Genomic DNA, 17206 nt, shown 5'->3' on the forward strand with positions numbered 1-17206 from the left:
GAACGGAAGGCGCGTGTCGACGCTGCTGGCCATCGCCATCATCCAGTTGCTGGCGGGCACGGTGGCCTATGCCTTCGCCGGTCCGGTGCCGGGCGAGGTGTCCTTCATGCCAGCCGTGGCGGTGGCGCTTTATGCCTGCCTGCGTTACGGCCATGCGGCGGTGCCTGGCGCCTTCCTGGCGGCCTTGGTGCCGGCGTTGCTGTGGGACCGCGGGTTCGATGCCTTGCCTCCGGCCTCGTGGTGGGTGGCCGAGGGAGGGCTGGCCGTGGTGGCGGCCTTGCAGGCTGCCGCCGGCGCTTGGCTCGTCCGGCGCTATGTGTCCGGCTGGCAGACCCTGATGCGCCCGCTCGACGGGATACGCCTGCTGGCAGCAGCGGTGTGCCTGGGAACCCTGCCGTGGGCGCTGACCCGAACCGGCCTGCGCGTGCTCTGGCCGGAGGCCGGCGTGAGCGAAACCGGCGTGTTCTTCGCCGCCTGGCTGGCGCAGATGATCGGCATGGCGGCGATCTTGCCGATTGCGTTCGTGCTGGGCTTCCGGGCCACGGCCCTGTGGCGCTCGCGGGTGACCACCCTGGCGCTGCCGGCGATGGCGATCGTGGTGCTGGTGCTCGGTGCGCACCAGTTCGCCCTGCAAGTGGAGGCGAACCAGAACGAGGATCGCTTCTCGAAGGCGGCCGGCGCGATCGCGATGGGGCTCAATCGGGCCATTCAGGAACATCTTGGCACGGCGGTGTCCACCCGCCGTTTCGTTGAGGCGGCGGCGCCGATGACGCGCGCGGCCTTCGACCATTTCGCGCTGCCCCTGCTGCCGACCCGTGAGGGTCTGCGTGCGATTGCCTGGGCGCCCCGTGTGGCCGGCGACGAGCGCGCCGCGTTCGAGCGGGCGGCCCGGGCCGCGGGGGAGGCGGGTTTCGCGATGCGTGACTGGAACGGGCACGGTGCGCTGCGCCCGGCCGCCTCGCGAGCGTTCCATTTTCCGCTGCGCTATGTGGTGCCCCGGGTGGGGGCCGACGAGTTGCTGGGCTTCGATCTGGCTTCCGAACCGATCCGCCGGAGCGCGCTCGAGCAGGTGCTGCGCACCGGACAGCCGGTGGTCAGCGAGCCGGTCAGGCTGGTCGGGGCGGCGGGGGCGATCGGGGTCCTCGCCTTTGCGCCGGTGCATGGCCGCCACGCGGCCAGCGATGGCCATGGTGAGGGCATCACCGGTGTGGTCGTCAGCAAGATCGGCGTCGGCAACCTGATCGCTGCGGTGCTGGCACAGACCGCATCCGAGGGCCTGGCGGTGCGCCTGGAGGATGCCACGGGCGGCGAGCCGACCCCCGTGCTCTATGCTTCCTCGCCTCATGCGGGTGCGGGGGCGATGTCCCGCACGGTCGATCTGCGGGTCGAGAACCGGCGCTGGCAGCTGACGGTCACCGCCTTGCCCGGTTTCGTGGCCGTCGGCAGCCGGGTCGTCATGTGGCTGGTCATGGTCGGCACCTTCGTGCTCGTGGTGCTCATGGACGGTTATCTGCTGACCGTCAGCGGCCAGCGCGCGGCGGTGCAGATGGAGGTGGAAGAGCGCACCGCGCAGTTGCGGGTGGAGGTGGCCCGGCGCGAGGCGGCGGCCATCTCGCTGCGCCACAGCGAGTCGCGCATGCGTGGCGTGTTCGATACGGTCATCGACGGGCTGATCATCATCGACGACAAGGGCATCATCGACGCCTTCAACCCCGCCGCGGAGCGCATCTTCGGCTGGCGCGCGGACGAGGTCATCGGCCGGAACGTGCGCGTGCTCATGCCCGAGCCCTATCACGGCCAGCATGATGGCTACCTCGCCGACTACCATCGCACCGGACGGCGCAAGATCATCGGCATCGGCCGCACGGTGGAAGGCAAGCGCAAGGACGGCAGCGTGTTTCCCCTCGATCTGGCGGTGACACCCTTTCATCTCGATGCGGGGGTGATGTTCGTCGGGGTCACCCGGGATGCGAGCGACCGGGTCGCATCGGCGGCACAGATCAAGACCTTCAACGCCCAGTTGCGGGACATGGTGGTCGCACTCGAGCAGCGCGACCGCGCGCTCACCGAACTGACCCGGGTCAATGAGGAACTGATGGCCTGCAACGACCGCCAGGAGGCGGCCGGCGTCATCCGGCGCGGCATGCAGGCGCTGTTTCCCGGCAGTTCGGGCATGCTGGCGGTCAGCGGCGGTGCTTCGTCTCCGGAGCACCTCCACGCGCTGGTCCAGTGGGGGGGTGCCGACCCGCTGGATGCCGGGTTCGGGCGCCACGATTGCCGGGCGCTGCAGCAGGGACGCGTGCATCGGGTGGGGCGCGACGGCAGTCCGTTGCGCTGTCCTCACGTGGACGAGACCTTCGGCGACTACGTGTGCCTGCCGCTGGTGGCCCAGGGACAGGTGCAGGGGCTCATCACCATCGATCAGCCGGCCATGGACGAGGCCGAAGCCGAGGAGCGGCGTCGCCTGCTCGATACCGTGGGCGAGAGCATCAAGCTGTCGCTGTCCAATCTCGCCCTGCGCGACATGCTCCGTGAGCAGGTCGTGCGCGATCCGCTGACGCGCCTCTACAACCGTCGCTACCTGGAGGAGGCGCTCGAGAGGGAAGTGGCGCGAGCGCGGCGCGAGGGCGGCAGCATGGGCTGCGCTGTGATCGACCTGGATCACTTCAAGGCGGTGAACGACTCCCACGGCCACGATGTCGGCGATTCGGTGCTGCGCGCCCTGGCCGATCTGCTCAAGGGCTGGTTCCGCAGTTCGGACATCGTGTGCCGATTCGGCGGCGAGGAATTCGTGGTGATCTTTCCATCGCCGGACCCGGCCGCGACCCGCGAGCGTCTCGAGGCGCTACAGCAAGCCTTCTTCCGCTGCCGCTTCAACAGTGGCGCGGCCTCGTTCTCGGGGCAGACCTTCTCGGTCGGCCTGGCGGTGGTGGCGGGCGAGGCGCTGGCCGCCGAGCCCCTGCTCAAGGCGGCGGACGAGGCCTTGTACGAGGCCAAGGCGGCGGGGCGCAACCGGGTGGTGCTCAAGGATCCGACCCGGGACGACCCGGCGGTGGGCGCCTGAGCCGTCGGTCGCGCGCGCCGGTCGGCGCGGGTTTGCCGCGTCCGGCCTGCGCGGTATAGTCCGCAGTCCGCCGCGCTTGCCGGCGCCCGTGTCCCTGTCCCGTTCCGTACCGCCATGCCCCTGCCCCAGTTCGACCCCGCCCAGTACGACCGCCAGCTCGCCGACAAGGTGGCGCGCTATCGCGCCGATTTCGCCGCGCTGGCCATGCCCGAGCCCGAGGTCTTCGCCTCCGCGCCGCTGGGCTATCGCCTCCGCGCGGAATTCCGCATGTGGCATGTGGGCGATCGGGTGCATTACGCCATGTTCGATCCGGCCGAGCCGAAACGGCCGGTGCTGATCGAGGCCTTTGCGCCCGCAGCGGCGCCGATCGCCCGGGTGATGACGCCCCTGCGCGAACGGCTCGACGCCAGCGACGTGCTGCGCCGGCGCCTCTTCCAGGTGGAGTTTCTCGCCACCCTCAGCGGCGAGCTGATGATCAGCCTGGTGTATCACCGCCGCCTCGACGCGGACTGGGAGACGGCGGCGCGCGCCCTGGCCGCCGACCTGGGGGCGGTGGTGATCGGCCGCAGCCGGGGCCAGAAGGTGGTGCTCGAGCGCGACTGGCTCATCGAAGCCTTCGAGCTCGACGGGCGCATGCTGCGCTACCGGCAGATCGAGGGCAGCTTCACCCAGCCCAACGGCGGCGTGAACCGCCACATGCTGAGCTGGGCGCGGCGGCAGGCGGCAGGATTCGGCGGCGACCTGCTCGAACTGTATTGCGGCAACGGCAACTTCACCGTCGCCCTGGCGCCGTTGTTCGACAAGGTGCTGGCCACCGAGATGAGCAAGACCTCGGTCGGCGCCGCGCATGTGAACCTCGAGGCCAACGCGGTGGGCAACGTCGCCATGGTGCGCATGGCCAGCGAGGAGATCAGCGATGCGCTGGCCGGCGGACGCGACTACCGGCGCATGCGGGGCATCGATCTGCCCGACTACCGCTTCACCACCCTGTTCGTCGATCCGCCCCGGGGCGGACTCGATGCGGCGACGGTGGCCCTGGCGGGGCGCTTCGACAACGTGCTCTACATCTCCTGCAACCCGGAGACGCTGCGGCGCGACGTCGGTGCGCTGGCGGGCAGCCACCGCATCGCCGCGGCGGCGGCCTTCGACCAGTTCCCCTATACCCACCATCTCGAATGCGGGATGTGGCTGACTCGGCGTGCGTGATCCGGTGCCCTGAGCGCGGCGCGCGCGTGCGGTGCGGCATACGAGCACGGTAACGATTCGGTTACACTTTCGTCTTAGCAGCTGTCTGTATCGCGTGGTGCGCCGCGCAGGGCGCCGCGCGGCCGGATTCCATGGGCCGCACGTGCCACGCGGGCGGCATCAGGGTCATGCGAGCGCAGTGCGGCGGATGCCCGCCACTGCCCAGAATTGGCGCGGGAGACGCCGGTCCGGAAGCCTATGGACACACGAGTGGAAGTGACTGAAGCGGGCACTGAAATCCCGGCGGCGGAGCGGCGCAAGCCGGTCTCGCTGATCCCGGATCCGAGCGACGAGGTCGTCACCCGCCTATCACCCGTGGCGTATGCGCTCATCGTCTTCTTCATGGTCGTGATCGGCGCCCTGTGGTGGGGGATCGGGCATCAGCTCGACAGCACCCGCGAGAGCGTCGAGCGCAACACGCGCAAGGATCTGTCGAACCTGTCGCTCGCCTTCGGCGAGCACATCCGCTCGCTCGCGCAGGGGCTCGATCAGACCCTGGTGGGTCTGCGCGAGCACTGGGCGGAAGGGCGCACTGCCTTCGAGGCGGCCGTGCACCGCTATCGGACCGCGGTCGATCGCGACTACAACATCCAGATTGCGGTCATCGACCGTGACGGCCGCCTCGCGTACAGCAACCTCGATCCGAACGTGAAGCCCATTTCCCTGGTGGATCGGGAGCACTTCCGCGTGCATCGGGACAGCGGCCGGGACCGGCTGTTCATCAGCAAGCCGGTGCTCGGCCGGGTCTCCAAGCGCTGGAGCATCCAGTTCACCCGCCCGATCCTGGGCGCGGGCGGCCAGTTCGACGGCGTCCTGGTGATGTCGGTGACGCCGGACTATTTTTCCGAGTTCTATCAGCGCATCGGGCTGGGGGCGGATGGCGCCATCAACCTGCAACGCGGCAGTGGCGAGGTGCTGGCCCGGTCGCCACCGCTCGCCGCGGCGATCGGCACGCGGATCGAGGGCCTGCTGCCTGCGACGGGGGCGGCCAGTGACGGCGCTCTGGTGGCCTTGGTCTCGCCCATCGACAAGGTGCGCCGTCTGTATGCGGTGCGCAATCTGCCGGACCTGGGGCTGGTCGTCTCGGTCGGCAGGTCGGTCCGGTCCATTGCCGCCGCTTCCGCGCAAGAGCGCAACACGCTGACGCTGGTCGGGGCCGGCGCGACGATCGCGATCCTCGCGTTCGCCATCAGCGTCCTCGGGTCGCTGGCGAACCGGAGCCGTGCCGCGCGCCGGATGGCCCGTGCGCGCGAGCGCGATCGCGTCCTGCTCACCGCGCTCGAGGCGGCGCCCAGCGGTATCGTCGTCACCGATGCGGAGGTGAACATCCAGTGGGCGAATCCGGCCTTCGAACGGCTCACCGGCTATTCGATCGACGAGGCGATCGGGGCCAAGCCCGCCGAGCTGGTCAAGTCCGGGCAGCAGGGGCCGGCTTTCTACGAGCGCATGTGGGCCGCGCTCCGCTCCGGGCTCGTCTGGGGGGGCGAACTGGTCAACCGGCGCAAGGATGGCTCCCTGTACGACGAGGAACTGGTCATCGCGCCGGTGCGCAACGAGCAGGGACAGACGACCCATTTCGTCGGTATCAAGCAGGACGTGACCGATCGCAAGCGCGCCGAGCGCGAGCTTGCGGTGCACAGCGAGCGCAACGAGATGCTGCTGCGCATGGCCACCGACGGGATCTACATCGTCGACGAGGGCGGGCGCATCGTGGAGGCCAACGAGGCCTGTTCGCGGATGCTCGGCTACACACGCGAGCAGTTGCTGTCGATGACCGTGTTCGACCTCGACAGCGAGCGGGACCACGACACCATCCGGAGCATCATCCGTGAACTGTTCGACGGCACCCGCGAGCGGCTCGACTTTGACACCCGCCACCGCGCGGCCGATGGCCGCCTGGTCGACGTGGAGGTGAGCGCCGGACGGGTGACGGTGGGCGAGGGGGCGTTGCTGTATACCTCGGTGCGCGACATCACCGAACGCAAGCGGCTGGTCGCCGCGCTGGCCGAGACCGAGCAGCTGTGGAAGTTCGCGCTCGACGGCTCGGGTGTCGGCGTGTACGACTGGAACCTGCTGAGCGGCGAGGTGGCGTTCTCGGAGACCGCCAACGCGCTGCTCGGCATCGAGCCCGACGACCCGGTGAACCGCATCGAAGCCTGGGAGGCGCGCGTCCATCCGCTCGACGCCCCTCAGCGCCGGCAGGCCCTCGAGGCGCTCATGCGGGGTGAGACACCGAGCTACCTGTGCGAGTACCGTTACCGCATCCCGTCGGGGCACTGGAAGTGGATCCTCTCGCGTGGCGCGGTGATCCGGCGCACCGAGGACGGTGCCCCGGCGCGCATGGTCGGCACCTTCGCCGACATCGACGCCGACAAGCGCAAGCGCGAGCAGGCGGCCCTGCGCACCCGGGTGATGGAGACCCTGACCCGGGGCGGCAGCCTTGGCGACATCCTGGCGCTGACCCTCACCGGGCTGGAACGCAACAATTTCGGGCTCGTGTTCGCCATGCTCATGAACGACGGCGACCACCGGCTGCGTGTGGTCCGGGTCTCCGAGATGGGCCACGATCGCCTCGCCGATCGCGTGTTCACGTATACGGGCCAGATCGTCTCGGCCGGGAGCGGCTTGTGTCTGGGCGAGCTGATCGACGGCGGTGGCGTCGGCGGCCCGTTCTGGCAAAGCCTGGAGCACATGGGCGAGGGCGTCGGCCTGGTGCCGTGCTGGTCGGAGCCGGTGTGTCCGCGCTCGGAGCGGGCCGAAGGCGTGCTGGTGGCGTTCGGCGAGCAGGGGCAACGCTTCGTGCCGCCGGACCTGCCCGAACTGCAGCAGAACGCGGCGCTCATCGCCATCGCCATCGACCGCAAGCAGTCGGACGAGGCCCTGCGCCTGGCGGCGTCGGTGTACGAGGCGAGCAGCGAGGCGGTGCTGGTCGTGGATCCGGACAACCGGATCGTGGCCGTCAATCCGGCATTCACCGAGACCACCGGCTACACCCTCGACGAGGTGATCGGCCAGGATCCGAAGGTGCTGGCCTCGGGCCGCCACGACGCGAGCTTCTACCGCGAGATGTGGCAGTCGATCGTGACCACCGGCAGCTGGCGTGGCGAACTGTGGAACCGACGCAAGAACGGCGACGAATACGTCGAGTGGGTGAGCATCAATACCGTGCTCGACGAGGCCGGCGAGGTGCAGCGCCGGGTGGCGGTGTTCTCCGACGTGTCCGAACGCAAGGCGGCCGAGGAGATGGTGTGGCGCAAGGCCAATTACGACAGCCTCACCGGCCTGCCCAATCGCCAGCTGTTCCTCGATCGGGTCGAGCAGGCGCTGGTGAAGGCGGAGCGCGATCACGAGGTGGTGGCCCTGCTGTTCATCGACCTGGACCACTTCAAGGACGTGAACGACACCCTCGGGCATGAGGCCGGCGACCGCATGTTGCAGGAAGCGGCACGCCGCATTCGTGCCTGCGTGCGCCAGTCCGACACCGTGGCGCGCCTGGGCGGCGATGAATTCACCGTGCTGCTCACCGCCATGGACAACTCGGTCGTGGTCGAGCGGGTGGTGCAGAGCATCACCGAGCGGCTGGCCGAGCCGTTCGGCCTGGGCGCCGAATCCGCGTACGTGTCCGCCAGCGTCGGCATCACCCTGTACCCGCAGGACGGGCAGACGGTGCAGATGCTGTTCAAGCAGGCGGACCAGGCCATGTATGCCGCCAAGGCGGCCGGGTGCAACGGCTATTCCTGGTTCACGCCGGCCATGCAGCGCGCCGCGGAGCTGCGCCACGACCTGGCCAAGGACATGCGCGTCGCCCTGGCCGAGGGGCAGTTCGAGCTCTACTACCAGCCGATCATGGCGCTGGCCGGCGGCCGGGTGGACAAGGCCGAGGCGCTGATCCGCTGGCATCACCCGGTGCGCGGCCAGATCGCGCCGGCGGTGTTCATTCCCATCGCCGAGGACACCGGCCTCATCAACGACATCGGCGCCTGGGTGTTCGCGGAGGCGATCCGCACCGCCGCGCGCTGGAACGCCGGTTGTCGCGATGGCGCGCCCGCCCGGCTGGCGCTGTCGGTCAACAAATCGCCGCGGGAGTTCATGGGCACCCAGGCCGACGAGGCCTGGGTCGGGCGCCTCGAGGCCGCCGGGTTGCCGCCCGGCGCGCTCATCGTCGAGATCACCGAAGGACTGCTGCTGGACGATCGTGCCGAGGTCACCGACAAGCTGCAGCGCTTCCGGTCCATGGGCCTCCAGCTGGCGCTCGACGACTTCGGGACCGGCTACTCGGCCATGTCCTACCTGCAGCGCTACGACATCGACTTCCTCAAGATCGATCGCGCCTTCGTGAAGCATCTGGCGAACTCGGAGCGGGACCGCGCCATCGCCGAGGCGGTGATCGCGATGGCGCACAAGCTGGGCATCCAGGTGGTGGCCGAAGGAGTCGAGGATGCCGCGCAGCAGGCGATCCTGGCGAACGCCGGCTGTGACTTCGTGCAGGGCTTCCTGTGCGCGCCGCCGCTGCCGGCCGCGCAGTTCGAGGCGCGCTTCCTGGCCGAGGCCTGAGCGCGGCGCTCAGAGCCCGGCCACGATACCGTCGCTGCGCGGGTCCACCGCGCCCTCGATACGCCCGTCGGGGTGGCGCACCAGGGCGCCGGCGTGGCCCATGGTGTCGCTGAAGGCCGCCTCGAGCAGCTCCACGTCGTGCCCGGCCGCGCGCAGGGCGCTCACCAGGGCCGGATCGAAACGGTTCTCCAGCTTGAGGGTGGTGGTCACGTCGCCCCAGGTGCGCCCCAGCAGCCAGCGCGGCGCGCTCACCGCCTGCTGCAGGCTGTGGCCGAAGCGGGCGTAGCGGGTGAACACCGCCGCCTGGGTCTGCGGCTGGCCCTCGCCGCCCATGGTGCCGTAGGGCATCACGCGGCCGTCGTCGAACAGGGCCATGGACGGATTGAGGGTGTGGAAGGGCAGGCGGCCCGGCTCCAGGGCGTTGAGCGCCTGCGGGTCGAGCGAGAAGCTGGTGCCCCGGTTCTGCCAGGTCACGCCGGTGTCCTCGAGCACCACCCCCGAGCCGAATTCCCAGTACACGCTCTGGATGAAGCTCACGGCGCGGCCTTCACGGTCCACCGCGCCCATCCAGATGGTGTCGCCGGGGGCCGCCGGATCGGGCCAGGGCAGGGCGGTGCGCCGGTCGATGGTAGCCGCGCGTTCGGCCAGCGCCGCCGCGGTGAGAAAGCCCCTGGGGTCGGCCGGCAGCCGGCCGGGATCGGTGACCACCCGGTCGCGCACGCGGAAGGCGCGCTTGGTGGACTCCACCAGGCCATGCACATAGTCGAAGCCCTCGGCCTCGGTGATGCCCAGCTGCTCGAAGATGCCGAGGATCATCAGGTGCGCCAGCCCCTGGGTGGGCGGCGGCAGGTTGTACACGGTGCAGTCGCTCAGGCGCACCGAGAGGGGATCGACCCGTTTCGCCGCGTAGCCGGCCAGATCGCCACGGCGCACCGGGCTGCCCAGCCGCGCCAGCTCGGCCCCCAGGGCCGCGCCCACCTGGCCGCGATAGAAATCGTCCAGGCCGCGCTCGGCCAGGGTTTGCAGGGTATGGGCCAGAGCCGGCTGGCGCAGCACATGGCCCACCGGCGGCGGTGCGCCATCGACCAGGAAAACGTCGGCGAAGCCGGGCGCGCCCCTGAGGCCGTCGAGCTTGCTGCGGGTCAGGGCGTGTTGGCTGGCGGTGACGGCGATGCCGTCGCGGGCATGGCGGATCGCGTCGGCGAGCAGCCGCTCCAGCGGAAGGGCGGCACCCCAGCCGGCCGCCGCCTGCAGGGCCGTGTCCCAGCCGCCGATGGTGCCGGCGACGGTCAGCGCCGCGCCCGGGCCGCGCGCGGGAATCGCGTCGAGGCCGGCATAGAAGTCGCGGTTCGCCATCGCCGCCGCCGGCCCGCAGGCGGCGATGGCCACCGGTGCCTGCCCCGGTTCGTGGATGAGCCAGAAGCCGTCGCCGCCGATGGCGTTCATGTGCGGATACACCACCGCGATGGTGCTCGCCGCGGCGACCATGGCCTCGACCGCGTTGCCGCCGTCGCGCAACACGTCGCGTCCGGCCTGTGCCGCCAGATGATGGGGCGCCACCTGCATGCCCCCCAGGGCAGAGAGGGTGTGAAGCATGAAAAGACTCCTCGAATCGAATCCGGCTCAGGCCAGCAGGCCGTAGAACATGCGCAGCGACGTGAGCGCCAGGAACACCGCGAACACCTGGCGTAGGCGCCGGGCGTCGATGGCATGGGCGAGCGCCGCCCCCCAGGTGCTGGTGAGCATGGTCATCGGCACGATCAGCGCCCAGCCCAGAAGATTGACATAGCCGATGCTCGCCGGGGGGCGCAAGGGCACGCCGATGCCGTTGATCAGGAAGCCGATGGTGCCGGGAATGCTGATCACCACGCCGAGGGCGGCGCCGGTGCCCACTGCGGTGTGCATGGGGGTCCTGAAGGCGCTCAGGGTCGGCACCGAGAGGGTGCCGCCGCCGATCCCCATGAGGCAGGAGATGCCACCGATGACCAGACCCATCAGCGAGGTGCCGGCGGTGCCGGGCAGGCCGTCGCGCACCGCGAAGCCGTCTTTCTTGAAGGCCATGTTGAGCGCCACCAGCAGGGCCACGGTGGCGAACACGCCGGTGAGCACCTTGCCGCTCAGGTAGCCGGACAGGATGGTGCCGACGATGACGCCGACGATCACGCCGGGCATCAGCTTCATGAGCAGCGACTTGTCCAGGCTGCCGCGCTTGCGGTGCGCCCGCGCCGACATGATCGAGGTGGGGATGATGGTGGCCAGCGAGGTGCCCACCGCCACATGCATGCGCACCGCCTCGTCGATGCCCAGCAGGGTGAACAGGTGATAGAGCACCGGCACGATGACGATGCCGCCGCCCACGCCGAGCAGGCCGGCGAGCACGCCGGCGATGATGCCGGTGACCAGCAGGGCCGCAGCCAGCCCCAGCAGCCAGGAGGCGCTGTATCCGTCGAGAAATTCCATGGTTGTCTCCGTTGGGGCCCGCCGGGGTCTCCCGGCCGGGCGATGAGCTTACCAGCCGATGGCCTTGGGCAGCCAGGTGGCGATGCCGGGGAAGAGGAACACCAGCGCCACCGCGGCCATCTGCAGGAGCACGAAGGGCAGGGCGCCGGCGTAGATGTCCTTCGTGGTGATGCCCGGTGGCGCCACCCCCTTGAGGAAGAACAGCGCCCAGCCGAAGGGCGGGGTGAGGAAGGACATCTGCAGGTTCATCGCCACCAGGGTCGCGAGCCACACCATGTCGGTGCCGTAGGCGTGGAACACCGGCAGGAACATGGGCAGGGCGATGTAGGAGATCTCGATCCACTCCAGGAAGAAGCCGAGCACGAACAGCACCGCCATGAGGAACAGCAGCGCACCGAGCTCGCCGCCGGGCAGCAGGCCGAACAGGTCGTGCACCATCTGCTCGCCCCCGAGGCCCCGGAAGGCCAGCGAGAAGGGCTGAGCGCACAGCAGGATGAAGAACACCATGGCGGTGATGGTGAGCGTGCCGTGCAGGGTGTCGCGCAGCAGCGGCCAGCTGAAGCGGCGCGCCACCAGGGCGATGATCATGCTGCCCAGCGCGCCCATGGAGGCCGCCTCGGTGGGCGCGGCGATGCCCCCGATGATGGAGCCGAGCACCGCGATCACCAGCAGCAGCGGCGGCAGAACCGAGCGCAGCAGGTCGCGCCCGAGGGTGCCCTTTGGATGCCGGGCGCGCTCTTCGGCGGGAATCGCCGGCACCCACTCGGGGCGCAGTTTGCCGAGCACCAGCAGGTAGAGCACGTAGATCAGGGCCAGCGCCAGACCCGGGATGAAGGCGGCGGCGAACAGCGTGCCCACCGATTCGCCCACGATCTCGGAGAGCAGGATCAGCACCAGCGAGGGCGGGATGATCTGCCCCAGCGTGCCCGAGGCGCAGATGGTGCCGCAGGCGATGCTCGGCTTGTAGCCGCGGCGCATGAGCGTGGGCAGGGTGAGCATGGCCACGGTGACCACGGTGGCGCCGACGATGCCGGTGGAGGCGCCCATGAGCACGCCGACCAGGATGATGGCGATGCCCATGCCGCCGTTGAGCCCGCCCATGGCGCGGCCGATGGTCTCGAGCATGTCCTCGGCCACCCGGGATTTCTCCAGCATCACCCCCATGAACACGAACAGCGGAATGGCCAGCATGGTGTAGTTGGTGACCACCCCGAACAGGCGCGCCGGCAGCAGCGAGAACAGCAGGTCGCCGAAGCCGATGTAGCCGGCCACGAAGCCCGACACCGCCAGCGCGATGGCCACCGGGATGCCGAGCATCATCAGCACCAGGAAGCCGCCGATGAGGCCCAGCGCGATCCACTCGTTGGGGCTCATGTGCGTACCTCCATGGAGTCGTGCGGCACATGGGGCGCGCCGCTGATCAGGGTGGCCAGCGCGCGCAGGGTGTCGATCAGCCCCTGAATGGCGAGCAGCGAGAAGCCCAGCGGGATGAAGGCCTTGACCAGGTAGCGATGCGGCAGGCCGCCCGGATCGGGCGAACCTTCACCGATGTCGTAGGCCTGCATCACGTAGGGCACCGCAAGCCAGGCGATGATCCCCCCGATCGCCAGGGTGAGCAGCCCGCTGACCAGGTCGATGGCGGCCTGGCTGCGCACGCCGAGGCGGTCGTAGAGGAAGTCCACGCGCACGTCGGCGCGGTGATACACCGCGTACGACATGCCCAGCAGGGCGATGGGCGAGACCAGGTGCCATTCGAGCTCCTGCATCGACACCGGGCTGAACGCGAAGGCATAGCGCAACAGCACGTTGCCCGCCACGATCAGCACCAGCGCCAGCACGGCGGCCCGGGCGACCCAGCCCAGGCCCTCGATGAGGGCCTCCAGGGGGCGCAGCAGCTTGTCCATTCAGGGTCTCCGGACGATTACAGGGACAGGAAGGCCTTTTCGCTCACCGCCGCCCACGCGCCATGCTTCTGGCGGAAGGCGAAGAAGGCGTCATGCACCTTCCGGGTGGTCGGGTCGGCCGCGGCCAGGCTGGACAGGGTGTCGCCGGTCACTTCCTTGAGCTTGACGATCACCGGGTCGGGGAGCGGCCCGGCCTTGACGCCGAAATGGGTGACCAGGTCCTCCAGGGCGTCGGCGTTCACCGATTCGCACCAGGCATGGCTCTCCACGTTGCAGGCGGCCGCGGCGGCCTTGACGATGGCCTGCAGGTCCGGGGGCAGGCTCTCCCAGGCCTTCTTGTTGATCATCAGCTCGGTCACGTTGGTCGGTTCGTGCCAGCCGGTGGTGTAGTAGTAGCTGGCCGCCTTGTGCAGACCCATGCGGCGATCCTGGAAGGGGCCGACGAACTCGGCCGCGTCGATCACGCCGCGCTCCAGCGCCGGAAAGATCTCGCCGCCCGGCAGCAGCCGCACCGCCACGCCCAGCTGCGCATACACCTTGCCGGCCAGACCCGGGATGCGCATCTTGAGGCCGTCGAAGTCCTCGATCCGGGTGATCGGCTTGCGGAACCAGCCGGTCATCTGGGTGCCGGTGTTGCCCATGGGCATGGCCACCAGGCCGTGCTCGGCGTAGATCTCGTTCCACAGCTCGATGCCGCCGCCGTGGTACATCCAGGCGTTCATGCCCTGGGTGTTCATGCCGAAGGGCACCGTGGTGAAGTACTGCGCGGCGGGGATCTTGCCGGCCCAGAAATAGGCGTTGGCGGCGTTCATCTCCACCAGGCCCTTGGAGACCGCGTCGAAGCCCTCCAGCGCGGGGATCAGTTCGCCCGCGGCGAAGTGCTGGATCTTCAGGCGCCCGCCCGACATGGTCTCCACCTTCTTGCAGAAATCCGTCGGGCTGCCCGGCCCCTGCACGTAGAAGGGCGCGCCGGGCCCGTAAGCGTTGGTCATCTTCCAGGAAAAGGTCCTGGGTTCGGCGCGGACGATGGCGGGAGCGCCCAGAATGGCGCCGGAGACGGCGGCACCGGAGAGGAATTTGCGGCGATTGAGGCTCATGCGGACAACTCCTTGCGAGGGTTTGCGGTCACGGCGCCGGAGGTCGATGCCGTTTGTAAAGTGCTTCGTTTCCCCTATCGCAACCCGCGTGCCAGCATGAAGTTGTTTTCTAAGGCGTTGAAAAATAGGAAGAACTGGCTGTTTTTGCACTCCATTCCATTTTGTTGTGGCGCACTATTCCGGACGTCCTTGGCGTGTGCCGAATGAACAATTGCAGATCGGTGCGGCCCGGATCGAACATTTGTCATCCCGCGGTGACCGATTCGGACGCGCTTTGTCAGGGATCGGGCCGTTTCGCGGCCAAATGGCAAGCGTGCACCCGGGGCGGGCGCATGCACCGGATTGGTGCCGACGGGCTGGCCCTACAGACGGGCGCCACCGCGACGGTTCTTCACCCGTGCGAGCAGCGTCTTGCAGTCCACCGACAGGATTTCGGGCCGGTTGAAGATGCGCTCGCGCACGAAGGCGTCGAAGCTCTCCACGCTGTCGGTGAGGGTGTGGATGTGCAGGCTCTGCAGGTCGCTCATGATGTACAGGCTCACCACCTCGGGGCAGTCGGCCAGCTCCTCGGCCACCGGCTCGATGGCCACCGGCGAGACGCGCAGGTCGATGAAGGTGGACACCACCTTGCCGAGCTTTTCCGGATTGACCACCGCCGAGAACTGCTCGATCACGCCGGCTTCGACCAGCGCCTGCACCCGGGCGCGCGCATGGGCGCGGGAGATGTCGAGCTGGCGCGCGATGTCGGCGAAGGAGGCGCGGGCGTCCTTGATGAGGATGTTGAGCAGGGCGCTGTCGAGCTTGTTCATGGCGGTTCCGGGTGAGGGTGATGCCATGAACCAGCACGGATCATGCCGATTCGCGCGCATCGCTTGTGCTACATCAATGCGTGGGCGGCGCGTGCGGACGACCATGATCGGACGACCCCACCGGGGTTCCAGCCGGAGCGACATGGCCAAGAAGTTTCCCTTCCACCCCAAACATCCCGAGCGTGTGTGCTGGGGCTGCGACAAGTATTGCGCGGCCTCGGACCTGCAATGCGGCAACGGATCGGGCCGCACCCTGCATCCGGCCGAAATGCTCGGCGACGACTGGTATCTGCATGGCGACTGGGGCCTGGAAGACGCGCCGGCGGCGGACCCTTCGGCGGAGCCGCCCACGCACGACTAAGCTGGGAGCGTATCCGTTGCGCGCTGTGCGCGAGGAGGCGTCATGTCCGAGCCCGGTGGGGCCCAGGCCCGTTTCATCACCCATGAAGTGACCAACCAGCCCCGGCCGCTGCCGGCCTACAACGCGTGGACCACCGACGTGGCCCTGCGCGAGGCGCTCGAACGCGAAGGCGGCGGCTGGGCGCGCGAGGCGCTGGCGGCCTACGGCGCGCTGGCCGGCGGCGAACTCATGGAGGCGGGGCGGCTGGCCAACGAACACCGGCCCGTGTTCCGTCCCTTCGACGCCTACGGCCGGCGCATCGACGCGGTCGAGTTCCATCCGGCCTACCACCGGCTCATGCACGCCGCGATGACGCACGGGGTGCACAGCTTCGCCTGGCGCCACGCCGACACCCCCGGCGCCCATGTGGCGCGTGCCGCGCTCATGTACCTGGACGGCCAGCCCGACGCCGGCACCTCATGCCCGCTCACCATGACCTACGCCGCCGTGCCGGCGCTGCGTCACGCCCCGGCTCTGGCCGCCGAGTGGCTGCCCCGGCTCAGCGCGCTCGACTACGATCCGCGCAGCGTGAGTGCCGACAAGAAACGCGCCTGCACCGTCGGCATGGGCATGACGGAAAAGCAGGGCGGCTCCGACGTGCGCAGCAACACCACCCGCGCCACCGCGCTGGAGGACGGCGGCTACGCCCTGGTGGGGCACAAGTGGTTCTTCTCCGCCCCCATGAGCGACGCACACCTGGTGCTGGCCCAGGCCGACGGCGGCCTCAGCTGCTTCCTGCTGCCACGTGTGCTGCCCGATGGCCACCTCAACGCGGTGCGCATCCAGCGCCTCAAGAACAAGCTCGGCGACTGGAGCAATGCCTCCGCGGAGGTCGAGTTCCAGGGCGCCTGGGCGATGCCGGTGGGCGAGGTCGGCCGTGGCGTGGCCACGATCCTCGAGATGGTGGCGCTCACCCGGCTCGACTGCATGACCGGTTCGGCCGCCACCATGCGCCAGGCCGTGGTCCAGGCCCTGCACCACACCGGCCAGCGCAGCGCCTTCGGCAAACGGCTGATCGACCAGGCGCTGATGCGCAACGTCCTCGCCGACCTGGCGCTGGAGAGCGAAGCGGCCGTGGCCCTGGCCCTGCGCGTCGCCCGGGCGGTGGACGGTGCCGCGCGCGACCCGCACGAGGCCGCGCTGGCCCGCATCGCCACCGCCATCGGCAAGTACTGGATCTGCAAGCGCACCCCCGCGCTGGTGAACGAAGCGCAGGAATGCCTCGGTGGCATCGGCTACGTGGAGGACACGCCGCTGCCGCGCCTGTACCGCCAGGCGCCCCTCAATTCGATCTGGGAGGGCAGCGGCAACGTCCAGTGCCTGGACGTGCTGCGCGCGCTCGAACGTGCACCGGGCTGTCGCGAGGCCCTGTTCGCCGAGCTGGAGCTGGCCCATGGCCTCGACGTCGACCTCGATCGCGAAGTGGCCGCCCTCGGCCAGGCCCTCGACGACCCGGCCGGGCGCGAGGCGCGCAGCCGCTGGCTGGTGGAGCGCATGGCCCTGGCGCTGCAGGCGGCCATCCTGCTGCGCGCCGGCAACGGCCCCGTCGCCGACACCTTCTGCCGCAGCCGTCTGCGCCGCGAGCACGGCCTGGCGTTCGGGACGCTGCCGGCGGATGCGGCGATGGGGCCGTTGATCCAGCGGGCGGCGGTCGAGGCGTGAGGTGTCGGCCC

The 17206-nt window shown here is 69.6% G+C and carries 11 protein-coding genes; 5 read left to right on the forward strand and 6 right to left on the reverse strand.

The window, feature by feature from the left end; translation table 11 throughout:
- The first annotated feature begins 13 nt into the window (after positions 1 to 13).
- The 3 genes from G3580_RS07750 to G3580_RS07760 all read left to right on the forward strand — a co-directional run bounded on the left by G3580_RS07750 (position 14) and on the right by G3580_RS07760 (position 8863).
- Positions 14 to 3064: a diguanylate cyclase gene (locus tag G3580_RS07750; protein ID WP_173764710.1), complete on the forward strand. Its 3051-nt coding sequence runs from the start codon at positions 14 to 16 to the stop codon at positions 3062 to 3064.
- A gap of 114 nt (positions 3065 to 3178) precedes the next feature.
- Positions 3179 to 4270 (forward strand): tRNA (uridine(54)-C5)-methyltransferase TrmA, encoded by a 1092-nt coding sequence (gene trmA, locus G3580_RS07755; RefSeq protein ID WP_173764711.1) that lies wholly within the window; start codon positions 3179 to 3181, stop codon positions 4268 to 4270.
- Between the two features lie 249 nt (positions 4271 to 4519).
- A complete protein-coding gene (locus tag G3580_RS07760; protein WP_173764712.1) occupies positions 4520 to 8863 on the forward strand; it encodes an EAL domain-containing protein in 4344 nt (1447 codons plus the stop codon).
- 9 nt (positions 8864 to 8872) lie between these two features.
- Here the strand turns inward: G3580_RS07760 and G3580_RS07765 are convergent, their stop codons facing one another.
- The 6 genes from G3580_RS07765 to G3580_RS07790 form a co-directional block, all read right to left on the reverse strand.
- Positions 8873 to 10459: a gamma-glutamyltransferase family protein gene (locus G3580_RS07765; protein WP_173764713.1), complete on the reverse strand. Its 1587-nt coding sequence runs from the start codon at positions 10457 to 10459 to the stop codon at positions 8873 to 8875.
- A 27-nt stretch (positions 10460 to 10486) separates the two neighbouring features.
- Complete coding sequence (locus tag G3580_RS07770; RefSeq protein WP_173764714.1) at positions 10487 to 11323, reverse strand: sulfite exporter TauE/SafE family protein; 837 nt, start codon at positions 11321 to 11323, stop codon at positions 10487 to 10489.
- A 48-nt stretch (positions 11324 to 11371) separates the two neighbouring features.
- Positions 11372 to 12697 carry a TRAP transporter large permease gene (locus G3580_RS07775; RefSeq protein WP_173764715.1) on the reverse strand — a complete coding sequence of 442 codons (1326 nt, stop codon included), beginning with the start codon at positions 12695 to 12697 and terminating at the stop codon, positions 11372 to 11374.
- Entirely contained in the window at positions 12694 to 13227 is a 534-nt protein-coding gene (locus G3580_RS07780) for a TRAP transporter small permease subunit (protein WP_173764716.1), read from the reverse strand. The genes G3580_RS07775 and G3580_RS07780 overlap by 4 nt, the downstream gene beginning before the upstream one ends.
- A 17-nt stretch (positions 13228 to 13244) precedes the next feature.
- Positions 13245 to 14324 (reverse strand): TRAP transporter substrate-binding protein, encoded by a 1080-nt coding sequence (locus tag G3580_RS07785; RefSeq protein ID WP_173764717.1) that lies wholly within the window; start codon positions 14322 to 14324, stop codon positions 13245 to 13247.
- Positions 14325 to 14686: 362 nt separating this feature from the next.
- On the reverse strand, positions 14687 to 15133 hold the full coding sequence (locus G3580_RS07790) for an Lrp/AsnC family transcriptional regulator (RefSeq protein WP_173764718.1): 447 nt from the start codon (positions 15131 to 15133) through the stop codon (positions 14687 to 14689).
- Between the two features lie 142 nt (positions 15134 to 15275).
- Between G3580_RS07790 and G3580_RS07795 the strand changes: the two genes are divergently transcribed.
- Both G3580_RS07795 and G3580_RS07800 read left to right on the forward strand, forming a co-directional pair.
- Positions 15276 to 15494: a DUF3079 domain-containing protein gene (locus tag G3580_RS07795; RefSeq protein ID WP_173764719.1), complete on the forward strand. Its 219-nt coding sequence runs from the start codon at positions 15276 to 15278 to the stop codon at positions 15492 to 15494.
- A 42-nt stretch (positions 15495 to 15536) separates the two neighbouring features.
- Positions 15537 to 17195, forward strand: coding sequence for an isovaleryl-CoA dehydrogenase (locus tag G3580_RS07800; protein WP_173764720.1), 1659 nt, complete (start codon positions 15537 to 15539; stop codon positions 17193 to 17195).
- Positions 17196 to 17206 lie beyond the last annotated feature (11 nt).

The sequence above is a fragment of the Nitrogeniibacter mangrovi genome (assembly GCF_010983895.1).
Lineage (GTDB): Bacteria > Pseudomonadota > Gammaproteobacteria > Burkholderiales > Rhodocyclaceae > Nitrogeniibacter > Nitrogeniibacter mangrovi.

Excerpts from the sequence above, each read along its gene's own strand:
- G3580_RS07785 (WP_173764717.1), bottom strand. The coding sequence starts at position 14,324 with ATGAGCCTCAATCGCCGCAAATTCCTCTCCGGTGCCGCCGTCTCCGGC.
- G3580_RS07790 (WP_173764718.1), bottom strand. The coding sequence starts at position 15,133 with ATGAACAAGCTCGACAGCGCCCTGCTCAACATCCTCATCAAGGACGCC.
- G3580_RS07795 (WP_173764719.1), top strand. The coding sequence starts at position 15,276 with ATGGCCAAGAAGTTTCCCTTCCACCCCAAACATCCCGAGCGTGTGTGC.
- G3580_RS07775 (WP_173764715.1), bottom strand. The coding sequence starts at position 12,697 with ATGAGCCCCAACGAGTGGATCGCGCTGGGCCTCATCGGCGGCTTCCTG.
- G3580_RS07800 (WP_173764720.1), top strand. The coding sequence starts at position 15,537 with ATGTCCGAGCCCGGTGGGGCCCAGGCCCGTTTCATCACCCATGAAGTG.
- G3580_RS07770 (WP_173764714.1), bottom strand. The coding sequence starts at position 11,323 with ATGGAATTTCTCGACGGATACAGCGCCTCCTGGCTGCTGGGGCTGGCT.
- G3580_RS07765 (WP_173764713.1), bottom strand. The coding sequence starts at position 10,459 with ATGCTTCACACCCTCTCTGCCCTGGGGGGCATGCAGGTGGCGCCCCAT.
- G3580_RS07780 (WP_173764716.1), bottom strand. The coding sequence starts at position 13,227 with ATGGACAAGCTGCTGCGCCCCCTGGAGGCCCTCATCGAGGGCCTGGGC.
- trmA (WP_173764711.1), top strand. The coding sequence starts at position 3,179 with ATGCCCCTGCCCCAGTTCGACCCCGCCCAGTACGACCGCCAGCTCGCC.